The 14,238-nt window shown below is 75.4% G+C and carries 13 protein-coding genes; 8 read left to right on the top strand and 5 right to left on the bottom strand.

What is annotated here, in order from left to right:
* Positions 1 to 82 precede the first annotated feature (82 nt).
* Positions 83 to 682, top strand: coding sequence for a 16S rRNA (guanine(966)-N(2))-methyltransferase RsmD (gene rsmD, locus ABD220_RS13175; RefSeq protein WP_344123280.1), 600 nt, complete (start codon positions 83 to 85; stop codon positions 680 to 682).
* 89 nt (positions 683 to 771) lie between these two features.
* Complete coding sequence (locus ABD220_RS13170) at positions 772 to 2,097, top strand: UDP-glucose dehydrogenase family protein (RefSeq protein ID WP_344123278.1); 1,326 nt, start codon at positions 772 to 774, stop codon at positions 2,095 to 2,097.
* Between the two features lie 88 nt (positions 2,098 to 2,185).
* Here the strand turns inward: ABD220_RS13170 and ABD220_RS13165 are convergent, their stop codons facing one another.
* Positions 2,186 to 2,431 carry a hypothetical protein gene (locus ABD220_RS13165; protein ID WP_344123277.1) on the bottom strand — a complete coding sequence of 82 codons (246 nt, stop codon included), beginning with the start codon at positions 2,429 to 2,431 and terminating at the stop codon, positions 2,186 to 2,188.
* Between the two features lie 220 nt (positions 2,432 to 2,651).
* Entirely contained in the window at positions 2,652 to 3,884 is a 1,233-nt protein-coding gene (locus ABD220_RS13160; RefSeq protein ID WP_344123275.1) for an aminotransferase class I/II-fold pyridoxal phosphate-dependent enzyme, read from the bottom strand.
* A 187-nt stretch (positions 3,885 to 4,071) separates the two neighbouring features.
* On the opposite strand from ABD220_RS13160, the gene coaD reads away from it, so the two are divergent.
* From coaD to mutM, 5 genes are all read left to right on the top strand, one after another.
* A complete protein-coding gene (coaD, locus tag ABD220_RS13155) occupies positions 4,072 to 4,539 on the top strand; it encodes a pantetheine-phosphate adenylyltransferase (protein WP_344123273.1) in 468 nt (155 codons plus the stop codon).
* A 170-nt stretch (positions 4,540 to 4,709) separates the two neighbouring features.
* The gene (locus ABD220_RS13150; protein WP_344123272.1) at positions 4,710 to 5,222 is read left to right on the top strand and encodes a YceD family protein; all 513 of its coding nucleotides are present in this window, start codon (positions 4,710 to 4,712) and stop codon (positions 5,220 to 5,222) included.
* 2 nt (positions 5,223 to 5,224) lie between these two features.
* Positions 5,225 to 5,428: a 50S ribosomal protein L32 gene (rpmF, locus tag ABD220_RS13145; RefSeq protein WP_344123271.1), complete on the top strand. Its 204-nt coding sequence runs from the start codon at positions 5,225 to 5,227 to the stop codon at positions 5,426 to 5,428.
* A gap of 5 nt (positions 5,429 to 5,433) precedes the next feature.
* Positions 5,434 to 6,132 (top strand): ribonuclease III, encoded by a 699-nt coding sequence (gene rnc, locus ABD220_RS13140; protein WP_344123270.1) that lies wholly within the window; start codon positions 5,434 to 5,436, stop codon positions 6,130 to 6,132.
* Between the two features lie 20 nt (positions 6,133 to 6,152).
* Entirely contained in the window at positions 6,153 to 7,094 is a 942-nt protein-coding gene (mutM, locus tag ABD220_RS13135) for a bifunctional DNA-formamidopyrimidine glycosylase/DNA-(apurinic or apyrimidinic site) lyase (protein WP_344123268.1), read from the top strand.
* A 22-nt stretch (positions 7,095 to 7,116) separates the two neighbouring features.
* On the opposite strand, the gene ABD220_RS13130 is transcribed toward mutM, so the two are convergent.
* From ABD220_RS13130 to ABD220_RS13120, 3 genes are all read right to left on the bottom strand, one after another.
* The gene (locus ABD220_RS13130) at positions 7,117 to 8,298 is read right to left on the bottom strand and encodes an NAD-dependent epimerase/dehydratase family protein (protein WP_344123266.1); all 1,182 of its coding nucleotides are present in this window, start codon (positions 8,296 to 8,298) and stop codon (positions 7,117 to 7,119) included.
* The gene (locus tag ABD220_RS13125; protein WP_344123370.1) at positions 8,295 to 10,982 is read right to left on the bottom strand and encodes an alpha/beta fold hydrolase; all 2,688 of its coding nucleotides are present in this window, start codon (positions 10,980 to 10,982) and stop codon (positions 8,295 to 8,297) included. Before ABD220_RS13125 ends, ABD220_RS13130 begins: the two co-directional genes overlap by 4 nt.
* A gap of 135 nt (positions 10,983 to 11,117) precedes the next feature.
* Positions 11,118 to 12,143 (bottom strand): 3-oxoacyl-ACP synthase III, encoded by a 1,026-nt coding sequence (locus ABD220_RS13120; RefSeq protein WP_344123264.1) that lies wholly within the window; start codon positions 12,141 to 12,143, stop codon positions 11,118 to 11,120.
* A 321-nt stretch (positions 12,144 to 12,464) separates the two neighbouring features.
* Here ABD220_RS13120 and ABD220_RS13115 point away from each other — a divergent pair.
* Positions 12,465 to 14,238 (top strand): chromosome segregation SMC family protein (locus tag ABD220_RS13115; protein WP_344123263.1); only part of this gene is annotated, 1,774 nt, incomplete at its 3' end.

Below are 14,238 nucleotides of genomic sequence, written 5' to 3'. Positions count from 1 at the left end.
AGAGCCGGGACCGGCCCGAGCCCGTGCCGCAGAACATTGTGCCGCGGCCGGCAGGGCCGTCGAGCGCAGGAGAGGAGCACGCGTGAGCAGGATCATCGCCGGGGCGGCCGGAGGACTGCGCCTGCAGTCCGTGCCTGGCCGGGACACCCGGCCCACGACCGACCGGGTCAAGGAGTCGCTCTTCGCGCGGCTCGAGGCGTGGGGCATGCTCCGGGACGCCAGGGTCCTCGACCTCTTCGCGGGCTCCGGCGCCCTCGGCTGCGAGGCCGCGAGCCGGGGCGCGGCCGCCGTGACCCTCGTGGAGCGGCACGCGGGGGCGGCACGGGTCTGCCGGGCGAACGCCGGGACGGTCCACCGGGCCCTCGGGCGCGACGACGTCGTCCAGGTCCGGCACGGGGCGGTCGGCGCCTACCTCGCGGATCCCGCCGAGGGGCCGTGGGACCTGGTGCTGGCCGATCCGCCCTACCCGCTCCCGGACGCGGAGCTCGCCGCGGCCCTCGCGCCGCTGGTGGGACGGCTGCGGGAGGGCGGGGTGCTGGTGGTCGAACGCTCCACCCGGTCCCCGGAGCCCGCCTGGCCGGACGGCCTGCGCCGCTTCGAGCAGAAGCGGCACGGGGAGACCACCCTGTGGTTCGCCGAGACGGACGTCACATCCCCGCCGCCGACCGGCGCGCCGGACTGACACCTGCGCCGCTGGGCGCATGCGCTTTGACAAGATTCGACAGGCATCATCGAGCACGGGCCCCGGCCCGGGAGAGACGGAGGACGTCCATGAGGATCACGGTTCTGGGAACGGGCTACCTGGGGGCCACGCACGCCGCGTCGATGGCGGAGATGGGCTTCGAGGTGCTGGGACTGGACGTGGACCCGGAGAAGGTCGACGCCCTGTCCCGCGGCGAGCTGCCCTTCCACGAGCCGGGCCTGGGCGAGCTGCTGCGCAAGCACGTGGGCACCGGCCGGCTGCGCTTCACCACGAGCTACGAGGAGGCCGGTGCCTTCGGCGACGTCCACTTCGTCGGGGTCGGGACCCCGCAGCGGCCCGGCAGCTTCGCGGCGGACATGCGCTACGTCGACGCCGCCGTCGGCTCCATCGCCGCGGCCGCCACGAAGGACTGCGTGATCGCGGGCAAGTCCACCGTCCCCGTGGGCTCCGCACGCCGCCTGGCCGATCTGGCGAAGGCCTCCGCGCGCGACGGGGTGGACGTGGCGCTGGTGTGGAACCCCGAGTTCCTGCGCGAGGGCTACGCCGTGGAGGACACCCTGACCCCGGACCGGATGGTGCTGGGTGCCGAGGACCCGGCCGCCGAGGCCGTGATGCGCCGGGTCTACGCCCGGCAGCTGGAGGCCGGCGTCCCGCTGATCGTCACCGACTACGAGACGGCCGAGCTCGTCAAGGTCGCCGCCAACGCCTTCCTGGCCACCAAGATCTCCTTCATCAACGCCCTGTCCGAGCTCACCGAGGCGGTCGGCGGCGACATCCGCACCCTGGCCGACGCGATCGGCCTCGACGAGCGGATCGGGCGCAAGTTCCTCAACGCCGGCGTGGGCTTCGGCGGCGGCTGCCTGCCGAAGGACATCCGCGCCCTGCGGGCGAGGGCCGCGGAGCTGGGCGTCGAGCAGTCGGTGCGCTTCCTCGCCGAGGTCGACGACATCAACGTCCGCCGCCGCGGCCACACGGTGGAGACGGTCACCCAGATGCTCGGCGGCTCCGTGGTGGGCCGCCAGGTCGCCGTGCTCGGGGCGGCCTTCAAGCCGGACTCCGACGACGTGCGCGACTCCCCGGCCCTGGACATCGCCGCCCGGCTGCACTCGATCGGCGCCGAGGTGGCCGTCTACGACCCCAAGGCCAACGCCAACGCCGCCAAGCGCTATCCCCGGCTGGACTACGTGGACTGCCTCGAGGCCGCCGTCACCGGGGCCGAGGTCGTGGTGCTGCTGACCGAGTGGCCCGAGTTCAAGACGATGACCCCGGAGCAGCTCGACCCGCTGGTCGCCGTCCCGCAGATCCTCGACGGCCGCAACGTGCTCGATCCCGACCGCTGGACCGCGGCGGGCTTCACCTACCGGGCCCTGGGCCGCCGGGCGGCCGCCGTCTGAGCCCGCCCGTCGGGACGACCCCGGGCGCTCTGTGCCGCACGGTCACGGCCGCCGCGGCCGCGGCGGCCGTGACCGTGCGGGCGGGCGGTCAGTCCCCGTACTTCTCGAAGATCAGGTCGTCCGTGTTCTTGTCCAGCTGCATCGAGCTGCTGTGCTGGATGAGCCGGGCCACCGTGCTCGCCTCGTCCTCGGGCACGACGAGCAGGTACTCCTCCACGCCGTCGTCGAGGGTCAGCTCGAACGTGTAGGAGCCGGCGCTCCCTTCCCCTTGCGTGCTGCGGATCACGTCGACGCTGGTCACGCGCCGGATGTTCTTGCCCTGTCCTGCTGGCATGGTTCCCCCTCGGAGACGTCCTTCGGAAGGAGACCGGTGGGCCCGTGCGGGCGGATCCGGCGGGACGGTCCGGCCTCCCGCTGACGGCGGTCGTCGTCGGACCGCCCGGCGCGCGGTGCCCCCGGTGTCCGCGGGCGCCGCGCGTCAGCTCCACGCTAGCCACCCGCTCCTGCGGTGCCAAGGGTGCTGAGCAGATGTGACGGTCCTGCGGCGGAGCGGCTCAGCCGGCCAGCTGCCGCCCGGCCCGCTCCAGGACGTCCAGGCGCTTGCCGAACGAGAACCGCATCCAGGACGCGTACAGCCCGCGGTGCGCCGCGGAGGCCAGGGCCGGCACGGGCACGCCGACCACGCCGGCCCGCTCGGCCAGCACCGGGGCCAGGTGCTCGGCGTCCTCGACCCCGTGCCGCTCGCACAGCCGGCGCACGTCCGCCACGACGAAGAACGTGCCCTGCGGCTCGAAGGGCTCCGCGCCCGCCGCGGCCAGCCCCCGCACGAGCACGTCGCGGCGCCGCCGGAAGTCCTCCGTGAGCTGCTCGAAGAAGCCGCCGGGCAGGCCCAGGGCGGTGGCCGCCCCGATCTGCAGCGGCGTGGCGGCGCTGTGCGTGAGATAGGCCTTCGTGGCGCGCACGGGGCCCACCAGGTGCGCCGGCCCGCTGACCCAGCCCACGCGCCAGCCCGTGGCCGAGAAGGACTTGCCCACGGAGGAGACGGTGAGGGTCCGCTCGAAGGCCTCCGGCAGCGCGGCGAGCGGACGGTGCCCGCCGGCGTAGCGCAGGTGCTCGTAGACCTCGTCGGTGACCACCACGCAGTCGTGCTCGGCGGCGAGGGCGGCCACGCGGGCCCGGACGGCGTCGTCGAACACGGTGCCGGTCGGGTTGTGCGGGTCGTTGAGGATCACCATGCGGGTGCGGGGCCCGAAGGCCGCGGCGAGACGGTCGAGGTCGGGGGCGAAGCGCGGCGGCTCGAGCGGGACCGTGACCAGCCGGGCGCCCGCGAACTCGGCGACGGCGCCGTAGAGGTCGTAGTGCGGCTCGAAGACCACCACCTCGTCCCCGGGGCGCAGGAACGCGAGCAGGCTCGCGGCCAGGCCCTCGGACGCGCCCACGGTCACGACGACCCCGGAGCCCGGGTCCAGGTCGATCCCGTAGAACCGGCGCTGGTGCTCGGCGACGGCCTCCTGCAGCAGCGGCAGCCCCGCGACCGGGGAGTACTGGTTGCCGCCGCCGTGCAGCGCGGCCGCCGCGGCGCCGAGCATCTCCTGCGGCCCGTCGACGTCCGGGAAGCCCTGGCCCAGGTTGATGGCGCCCGTGCGCGCCGCCAGCCGCGACATCTCCTCGAAGACGGTCCCGGTGAGCTCCCCGTCGGCGCTCAGCAGGCCACCCCCGCGGGCCATGCGCTCCCACGGGGGGGCGGGCGGGGACGTGGACGGGACGGCGGCGTCGGTGGCATCCATGGCGGCCAGTCTAGGGTCCCGCGGCGGCACCAAGGGGCGGCGGCCCGGCGCCGAGCCGCACGAAGGTCCCGGCCGGCCCCGACGGCCCCGCGAGGCCCGGCACCAACCGGGCGGCGGCCACCACGACGCCGCCCGGGGGCCCGTGCCGTGCGCCGCCGGGGGACGGGGCGCCCCTAGGATGGCAGCCATGCACCGCGCGATCTGCCCCGGCTCCTTCGACCCCCTCCACAACGGCCACGTGGAGGTCGTCGCGCGCGCCGCGGCGCTCTTCGACGAGGTCGTCGTCGCGGTCTCCACCAACCCGCACAAGCGCTACCGCTTCGACGCGGACCGGCGGCTGGCCCTGGCGGAGGAGAGCCTCGCCGGTGTCGCCGGCGTCGTCGTCGAGCCCATGGGAGCAGACCTGCTCGCGGAGTACGCGGCGCAGCGCGGGGCGGTGGCCCTGGTCAAGGGGCTGCGCTCGGGGGAGGACTACGAGTACGAGGTGCCGATGGCCACCATGAACCGCCACCTCACGGGGGTGGAGACGGTCTTCCTGCCCGGCGACCCCCGGTTCCTGCACCTGTCCTCCACGCTCGTGAAGGAGGTCCAGGGCCTCGGCGGCGACGTCTCCGGGTTCGTGCCGGCACCCGTGCTGCGGGCCCTGCAGGGCTGAGGGAGCCCGTCCCCTTCCGGCGCGCCCGGACCGCGCCCGTTTGAGAACGTGCGGCGCTGCACGCTAACATGGTCTGTCGGTCGGAATTTCACCAGGAGTCAGTCATCAGTCGCGAGAACAGTTCGCCCCTCACCATCGGTGTCCGGGACCTCGAGCACCGCCCGGGGACGATGCGACGCCTGGCGGAAGTTGTGCCCGCGCCGGAGAACTTCGGCAACGCACTCATCGGCGCCCCGGAGGGCTCGGGCATCGACCTGGACCTCCGGCTGGAATCCGTCCACGACGGGATCCTGGTCTCCGGCACGGCCGTCGTGGCCATCCACGGCGAGTGCAGCCGGTGCCTCGACCCGATCGACTACGATCTGGACGTCGACGTGCAGGAGCTCTACGTCTTCGACCCCGCCGCCGACGGTGGGGAGGAGTCCGAGGACGACCAGATGTATGAAGTTCAGGACGAGACCATCGACCTCGAACCCATGCTTCGGGACGCAGTGATCACGCAGCTGCCGTTCCAACCGGTGTGCCGGGAGGACTGCCAGGGGTTGTGCGCCCAGTGCGGCGCGCGCCTGGAGGACGACCCGGGCCACCACCACGAGGTGCTCGATCCTCGCTGGAGCGCCCTGTCCGGGCTGCTCGAGCAGGACACCTCGACCCAGACGACCGAACCGAGAGAAGAGAGATAGCCGTGGCTGTTCCGAAGCGGAAAATGTCCCGTGCCAACACCCGTGCACGCCGTTCGCAGTGGAAGGCGACCGCGCCCAAGCTGGTCAGGACCGTCGAGAACGGCAAGGTCACCTACAGCCTGCCGCACCAGGCCAAGGTCGTGACCGACTCCGCCGGGACCGCGCTGTTCCTGGAGTACAAGGGCCGCAAGGTGGCCGACGCCTGACCACGGTGACCTCCACCGCGACACCTCAGGACCTGCTGGAGCGTCTCGGCGTCGACATCGACGCCGGGACGCTTCGTCTTGCCCTGACCCACCGGTCCTACGCGTACGAGCACGAGGGGCAGGCCCACAACGAGCGGCTCGAGTTCCTGGGGGACTCCGTGCTGGGCCTCGCGGTCACCGACGAGATCTTCCACCGCTACCCCGACGACTCCGAGGGCAACCTCGCGAAGATCCGCTCGGCCGTGGTGAGCACCCGCACGCTCGCCGACCTCGCGCGGTCCCTGGACGTGGGTCCCCACATCCGCCTGGGCAAGGGGGAGGTGCGCACGAACGGGCACGAGAAGGCCTCCATCCTCGCCGACACCATGGAAGCCCTGATCGGCGCCGTGTACGTGAGCTCCGGGCTCGACGCGGCCCGGGCCTTCGTGCTGCGGCTGGTGGTGCCCCTGCTGGAGGACGGCTTCGTGATGAGCGAGGGCCGCGACTGGAAGACCGAGATCCAGGAGCTCGCCGCGGCCCGCGGCCTGGGCCCCGTCCGCTACGCCGTGGAGGGCACGGGCCCCGACCACGACCGCCGCTACGAGGCGCACCTGCTCGTCGGGGGCCAGGACCACGGCACGGGGACCGGCACCACCAAGAAGGAGGCCGAGCGCTCCGCCGCGGCGCAGGCCTACGCCACCCTGGTGGCCCGCCGCGGTGGCTGAGCGCCCGCCCCGGAGCGCCCGTGCCTGAGCTGCCCGAGGTCGAGGTGGTCCGCCGCGGCGTGGAGCGCTGGGTGGTGGGCCGCCGGATCGAGTCCGTGCAGGTCCTGGACCCGCGCTCGGTGCGCCGCCACGAGGCCGGCCCCGTGTCCTTCGCCGACGAGCTCGACGGCGCGGTCGTGGCCGACGCGGTGCGCCGCGGCAAGTTCCTGTGGCTGCCGCTGACCGGCACGGACGGCGCCCCGCCGCGGGAGGCCCTGCTCGTGCACCTCGGGATGAGCGGGCAGCTGCTGGTCAAGGACGCCGAGCTGCCCGGCGAGAAGCACCTGAAGGTGCGGCTCGGCCTGTCCGAGCGCCCCGGCACCCCGGCGGAGCTGCGCTTCGTGGACCAGCGGATCTTCGGCGGCATGCTCCTCGACCGGCTCGTGCCCACCGACGACGGCGCCCCGGGCGGCCGCTCGGCCACGGGCGCCCCTCTGGTGCCGGTGAGGGCCGCCCACATCGGGCGGGACCCGCTGGACCCCGCCTTCGACGAGGGGCTCTTCCACGACCGGCTGCGCCGGCGCCGGACCGGGCTCAAGCGCGCACTGCTGGACCAGTCGCTGGTCTCCGGGATCGGCAACATCTACGCGGACGAGGCCCTGTGGCAGGCGCGCCTGCACTGGGCCCGGCCCACGGACACGCTCCGGCGGCCCGAGACGCTGCGCGTCCTCGCGGCGGCGCGCGAGGTCATGGACCGGGCGCTGGCGGCGGGCGGGACGAGCTTCGACTCCCTGTACGTCAACGTCAACGGCGAGTCCGGGTACTTCGCCCGCTCCCTCTCCGCCTACGGCCGGGCTTCGCTGCCCTGCCCGCGCTGTGCGGAGGCGGGACGGAGCACCCTGATCGTGCGGGAGCAGTTCATGAACCGCTCCTCCTACCGCTGCCCGGCCTGCCAGCGCACGCCCCGCAACGCCCGCTTCTGACCGGGCCCCGCGGCGGGCGTGCTCAGGAGCCCCCGGCGGCCGTGGACCCGGTGGCGGGCATCGGGGCGTCGTCGGCGCCCAGCGGATGCGTCCGGTAGTACTCGGCCAGCCGGGCCATGCCCTCCTCGACCGTCACGGCCGGCGTCCAGTCGAGCACCTCGCGGGTGGTCCGCTGCTCGAACCAGTGCGCGGTGGACATCTGCTCGGCGAGGAAAGCCGTCATCGGCGGCTCGTCGGCCCCCGGCCGCAGCGCCCACACCTTCTCGATGACCCGGCCCGCCAGGCGGGCCACCGCGCCCGGGACCCGGCGTTCCGGCGGCGCCACCCCGGCGGCCCGGCAGAAGCCCGCCACGAGCTCGCCCACGGTGCGGGGCTGGCCGTTCGTGACCACCAGCGCCTGCCCGTGCGCCCACTCGATCCGCTCGAGGGCCCGCACGATCGCCTCGGCCGCGTTGTCGACGTAGGTGGTGTCGATCAGCGCCGCCCCGTGGTCCAGCAGCGGCAGCCGCCCCCTGGCCGCGCGGTCGACGATCCGCTCGACCAGCTGGGTGTCCCCGGGGCCCCACACGATGTGCGGGCGCACGGCGGTGACGCGCAGCCCGCGGCCGTCCGCCTCGAGGGCGAGCAGTTCGGCGGCGGCCTTGGACCGGGCGTAGTCGCCGCGGGCGCGCACGGGGTCCGCCGTCCGGGCGGGCTCGCCCACGAGGGGGTCGCCCGTGTGGGCGACCGACGGCGAGGAGACGAACACCACGTTGTCCACGCCGGACCGCCGCGCGGTCTCCAGGACCACGCGGGTGCCGGTGACGTTGGTCCGCACGAACTCGTCCCAGTCCCCGGCGAAGGAGACCTTGGCGGCGAGGTGGACGACGTCGTCGACGCCCTCCATGGCCCGCGCGACGGCGTCCGGGTCCGCGACGGAGCCCAGGACCTCGTCCACGTTCGGCTGGTCGGCCAGCGGCGCGTGCCGGCGCTGGAGCAGCCGGACCGTCCAGTTCCGGGCGGCGAGCAGCCGGGCGACGTGCTCGCCGAGCATCCCGGAGGCACCGGTCACGAGCACCGTGCGCCCTTCACCCGTGAGCTCCTGCCGCCCGCGCTCCACCTCGTGGCTGCCGGTGCCGGCCCGCGGGGCGCCCTCCGTCACGGAGGCGTCGTAGGCGGGGACCTTCTCGTCGTGCGTGCCGTCCTGGCGGTGCTTGCCGTTCACGGGTTCCTGATCCTTCCTCCGGCCAGGGCGTCCTGCGCCCATCCGGCCAGCAGGGCTCGGTCGATCTTGGAGTTGTGCCGGATGTCGGTGGGGTGCTCGCGGACCACGAGCACGGCCGCGAGGTCCAGGCCCGTGGCCTCGCGCACGGCGGCGCGCACCGCGCCGGAGAGCAGCGGGTCGGCGGGGCCCGGGCGCTGGGCCGGGGGGACGGTCTCCACGACGGCCACGGGCACCTGCGTGCCCGCCGGGCCGACCCCCACGACGGCGGCGCGGCCGACCCCGGGCGTCGCCTGCGCCGCGTGCTCCGCGGCGACCGGCGTCAGCAGGCCGCCGTCGGCGAGGATGACGTGGGCGAGGCGGCCCTCGACCCACAGCCGCCCGGCGGCGTCGACGTGGCCGACGTCGCCGGTGCGGTGCCAGCCGGGCAGCTGGGTGCTGAGGTGCTCCGTGTGCCACAGCCGGTCGTAGCGGTCCTTGACGTGCGGGGCGCGGGCGACGATCTCGCCGGTGACCCCGGGCTCCGTCGTGATCTCGTCGCCGGGGGTGCCGTCCGGGCGCAGCGCGGTGACCCCGAGCTCGGCGCCGTGCACGGCGGTGCCCACGCACACGCCGTTGCCGGCGCCGGCCACGGCGGAGCCCGCGCTGTCCCGGCCGGCCTGCCGGATGCTCCCGAGGGTCACGTCCGTGAGGGGCAGCGCCTCGGTCATCCCGTAGGGGGTGTGCAGCGTGGCCGCGGGCACGAGCTCCTGCAGCTGCTCCAGCAGCGGCTCGGGGAGGGGGGCGCCGGCCGAGAGCACGAGCTCCACCAGCTCCAGGGCCGGCCGCTGTCCCTCGTCCAGCTCGTGCCGGGTGGCGAGGACGTTGCTGATCGCCGCGGGGGAAAGGAACACCGCCGTGGCCTGGATGGCCGAGGCGGCGTCGGCCAGGGCCCGGGCGGTGAGGGTCTTCGGGGCGGTCACGTCCATGTCGGGGGTGACCGAGGAGGCGCCCATGGCGGGCCCGAGCAGCGCGAACGGGGCGAAGCCCGCGACGAGCCCCGTGCCGGCGGTCAGGCCGTACGTGCCGCGGACGGCGTCCCGCATGGCGCAGAGCTGCCGGTGGGTGTAGACGACGCCCTTGGCCGGGCCCGTGGACCCGGAGGTGAACAGCACCGCGGCGTCCGCGTCCGGGTCCGGCGCGGGCAGGTCCGGGCGCGGGGCGGACGCCAGCAGCCCGGGGACGTCGTGCGCGACGCCGAGGGCGCGGCGGGTCACGGGGTCGAGGGCCTCGAGGGAGATCCGGGTGCCCGGCCAGCCGAGGGCCCGGCCCGCGGCCAGCGCCTTGCCGATGCCCACGAGCCAGGCGGGGGCCGCCCCTCGCAGCGCGCGGGTCAGGCCCCGGGGGCCGAGGCCGGAGTCGGCCACGACGACGACGGCGCCGATGCGCAGGCACGCGTAGAGCAGCGCGGTGAGGTCCGAGCCCGGCGGCACCATGAGGCTCACCCGGTCCCCGGGACGCACGCCGATGCCGGTGAGCCCGGCGGCGAGGCGGTCCACGCGGTCGGCCAGCTCGGCCCAGCTCAGGCTCGCCCGCACCGGGGCCGCGTGCGCCCCCGCGCCGGCGTCACCGGAGCTGGGCGCCATGTCCACGACGGCGAGGCCGAGGTCGGCCCGCCGCGCGTCGAGCTCCGCGGAGAACGGGACGTGGTCGCCGCGGGAGGTGGCGCGCCGCTGCAGGTGCAGCTCGCGGCGGCGGGGGCCGGGACCGAAGCGGTCGGCGAGCCAGGCCATGACCGGCGTGGCGACGTCCCGGTCCTCCGGCAGCAGGTGCAGGGCGCCCTCGTAGCGGTGGACGTCGGCGTGCGGCAGGCGGCGGACGAGGTCCTGCAGGTAGCGCTCCTGGAACACGGGGTCGCCGATGCCCCAGAGCAGCAGGGCGGGGACGTCGCGGGCCGCCACGCCGGCGGCGATCTGCTCGTAGCGGGCGTGGGAGGGGTGGTCCGGGGCGACGGGGATGTCGGCCACGAAGTTGCGGATCGCCTCCCGCCGGGCGCGCGTGGTGTACGGCGCCCGGTAGGCCGCGCGCACCTCGCGGGGCAGGGACGGGTCGGCCAGGGCCAGGGCCACGTCGAGGAAGCTCGTGGTCCGCTCGGTGAGCAGCCCGTGCGCGGCCGGGGCCAGCGCCAGCCGCAGGGAGGCGGGGATCTGCTCGGCGTTGTCGTGGTGGACGGCGGTGTTCGTGAGGATCGTGGCGCGGTGGACGTCCTGGTGCTCCAGGGCCCAGCCCGAGGACACGAGCCCGCCCCAGTCGTGGGCGAGGGTGACCACGGGGCCGTCGCTCGCGTCCAGGCCGAGCTCGGCCGTGAGGTCGCCCAGGTCCCGGACCCGGTCGTCGAGGCGGCGGAAGAGCCCGGTCCGCTCGGAGAAGCCCATGTCGAGCTGGTCCACGGCCACGACCCGCCAGGGGTTGGCGGGGTCCGTCCCGGCGGCGAGCACGTCGCGCCACAGGTAGGACCAGGTGGGGTTGCCGTGCACGGCGAGGACCGTGCCCCGCGGGGTGAGCCCGGCGGCCTCCAGGGAGGCCGCGTTGTCGAGGACGTGCCAGCGGCGCCGCCGGCCGGGGACGGGCTCCACGGGGGCGGTCGAGGCCACCGTGACCGTGCGGGACCACGCCGGGTCCACCCCGGGCAGGGGCACCTCCGTCATGGGCAGCCGCGCCGCGTCCGGCCCTCCGGGCTGCGGGGTCGTGGACGGTCGTGTGCGTGCCATGGGCGTGGGGCTCCTCGAGGGTGCGTCTCGTGCGGGGGCGTCTCGTGCGGGCGCGTCGTCAGCGCCGGCGGTTCACCAGTCGATCTCCATGTAGGTCGCGTTGAGGCCGGAGCCCACGCCGAGCAGCAGCACCCGCTCCTGCGGCTGGAGCCGCTCGGCCTCCAGGGCGAGGGTCATCGGCAGCGCCGCGGCCGCGACGTTGCCCCAGAACGGGAAGGTCAGCGGGAACTTCTCCGGGTCGATCCCGACGTCCTGGAACAGCTTGTTGGTGTGGGACATGGAGACCTGGTGCCCGATGTAGCGGTCCATGTCCGCCCAGTCCCAGCCGTCCTCGTGCGCGTCGTGCCAGGCGTCCGCGAGCAGCCCCACGCCGTGCTTGAGCAGCCCCGTGGCGTCGGTGTACATGCCGTCGAAGCCGCCGATGCACAGCCCGTGGTGCTCGGTCGCGGAACGCGTCACGGACCCGGCGATGCGGTGGCCCTCCGGGTGCCGTTCGGCCGGGCCGACCACGGCGGCGGCCGCGCCGCAGCCGAGGGTCAGGGTGGCGAACTCGCGCACCACGTCCGCCCGGGTCACTCCCGGGGCCTGGAGCCGCTCGTACGTCTCGCGGTGCCAGGGGGTCGGGTCCTCGCCGGCGACGACGACCGCGTAGTCGATCGCGCCCGAGTCGATCATCGTGGAGGCGATCGTGAGCCCGTTCACGAAGCCCAGGCAGGCGTTGGTGACGTCGAAGTTCAGGGCGGAGGGGGCCAGGCCGAGCCGGTGGTGCACGGACACCGAGACCGCGGGCTCGTAGCCGTCGCGGGTCACCGAGGCGTTGATCAGCAGCCCCACCTGGTCCGGGCGCACGCCCGCCCGGGCGAGGGCCGCCTCGCCCGCCTCCACGGCGCCGTCGGTGAAGTGGCGTCCGGGGGCCCAGACGCGCCGCTCGTTCACGCCCGCGAGCCGTTCGAGCAGGCCCTTCGGCATCTTGAGCCGGGCGAACGTTTCCGCCAGGACCTCGTCGGCGTGGGACGAGGGCACGGCCTCGTCGGCCTCGACCTTGGTGATGGCCAGGAGGGCGGCGTTGCGGTGACGGATCGAGGAATTACCGGTCAAGGTCTCTGGCTTTCGTTAGGGTCTCGCCGCCGCTCCGGCCCGCCCACGGAGGGCGCGGTCGCAAGGAGGGCAGGTCGTGCTGGTCGCCGTCAGTCTACCGGCCGGTCCCGCGGCGACCGCCCGGGCCCGGTCGTTTCTCTGTAGGCTGATCATCTTCTCCGCTCGTCTGCGCCCGTCTGCGCCGCCCGGACCTCCCCGCGTGCGGGCCGCCCCGCGGACCCGGACGGCGCCGCCCGTCTGCGGCCGCGGGGCCGTCCGGGTCCGCGAGTACAGTGGGGGCGACCCCCGCCCGCCACGCCCACCCCAGGAGACCGGACCCCCGTGCACCTGAAGACCCTGACCGTACGGGGGTTCAAGTCCTTCGCCTCGGCCACCACCTTCGAGTTCGAGCCCGGGGTCACCGCCGTCGTCGGCCCGAACGGCTCGGGCAAGTCCAATGTGGTGGACGCCCTGGCGTGGGTGATGGGGGAGCAGGGCGCGAAGTCCCTGCGCGGCGGGAAGATGGAGGACGTCATCTTCGCCGGCACCGCCGGCCGGGCCCCGCTCGGGCGGGCCCACGTGTCGCTGACCATCGACAACACCGACGGCGCGCTGCCCATCGAGTACTCCGAGGTCACGATCTCGCGCACGCTCTTCCGCTCCGGGGGCTCCGAGTACGCCATCAACGGCCGGCCGTGCCGGCTGCTCGACATCCAGGAGCTGCTCTCCGACTCGGGGCTCGGCCGGGAGATGCACGTCATCGTGGGCCAGGGCCAGCTCGACCGCATCCTGCAGGCCACCCCGGAGGAGCGCCGCGGCTTCGTCGAGGAGGCCGCAGGTGTCCTCAAGCACCGCCGCCGCAAGGAGCGGACGCTGCGCAAGCTCGAGGCGATGCAGGCCAACCTCGACCGGCTCGAGGACCTCACCGCCGAGATCCGCCGCCAGCTCACCCCGCTGGGCCGGCAGGCCCGGACGGCCCGCCGGGCCCAGCGGATCCAGCACGACGTCCGCGACGCCCGCGCCCGGCTGCTGGCCGACGACCTCGTGCAGGCCCGCACGAGCCTCGCGGTCGACGAGGACGTCGAGCGCCGGCTGCGCGCCGAGCGCGCCGAGGCCGAGCAGGCCCTCGACGCCGGCCGAGCCCGCCAGGCCGACGTCGAGACCCGCGCCGCCGAGGCGACGCCCGCCCTCAACGCCGCACGGGAGACGTGGTACCAGCTCACCGCGGTGCACGAGCGCTACCGATCCCTCGCCTCCCTCGCGGCCGAACGGCGGCGGCTGCTCGGCTCCACGGCCGAGCCCGCGGAGCCGGCACGGGACCCCGACCGGCTCGACGCCCAGGCGGCCCGCACCCGGGAGGAGCAGCACCGGCTCCTCGAGCAGGTCGAGCACGCCGTGGACGCCCTCGCCGAGGCCATCCAGGAGCGCGAGGACGCGGAGGCCGCGGCACGGGATCAGGACGGCGTGGTCACCGGCCTGTTGCGGGCCGCCGCCGACCGCCGGGAGGGCACGGCCCGGCTCACCGGTGCGGTGGCGGCGGCCCGCTCGCGGGTGGAGGCGGCGGAGAACGAGCTCTCCCGCCTGCACACCACCCACGCCGACGCCGGGCGGCGCCGGGTGCAGGCCGGCACCGAGGCCGACAGCCTGGCGCTCGCGGCCCAGGACGCGGCCGGCGCCGCCGAACAGGCCCGCGCCCGGCACGAGGAGCACGCCGAGGCCGCCGCCCGGACGCGTGCCGCCGCACGGGAGGCCGAGGCCGCGGCCCAGGAGCTGCTGCGCGCCCACGACGCCCAGCGCGCCCGCGCCGAGACCCTGCGCGCCGCCCTGCGCCAGCCCGACGGCTCCGCGGCCGTCCTCGAGCGCCACCCCGGCGCCGTGCTCGGCGCCGTGGTCGATCTCCTCGACGTCGAGCCCGGGTGGGAACGGGCGGTCACCGCCGCCATGGGCCCCTTCGCCGAGGCCCTCGCCGTGCGCTCCCACGGCGCGGCCGTCTCCGTCTTCGAGTCCCTGCGCGCCGACGGCGTGGGCCGGGTGCACCTGCTGGTGGCCGCGGACGCCCCGCACCGGCCCGGCCCGCCCCCGGCGGCCCCCGACCGGCCCGGGGCCCGGCCCGCCG

The sequence above is a fragment of the Kocuria aegyptia genome (assembly GCF_039530085.1).
Taxonomy (GTDB): Bacteria; Actinomycetota; Actinomycetes; order Actinomycetales; family Micrococcaceae; genus Kocuria; species Kocuria aegyptia.
This window is presented reverse-complemented; position numbering and strand designations above follow the sequence as displayed.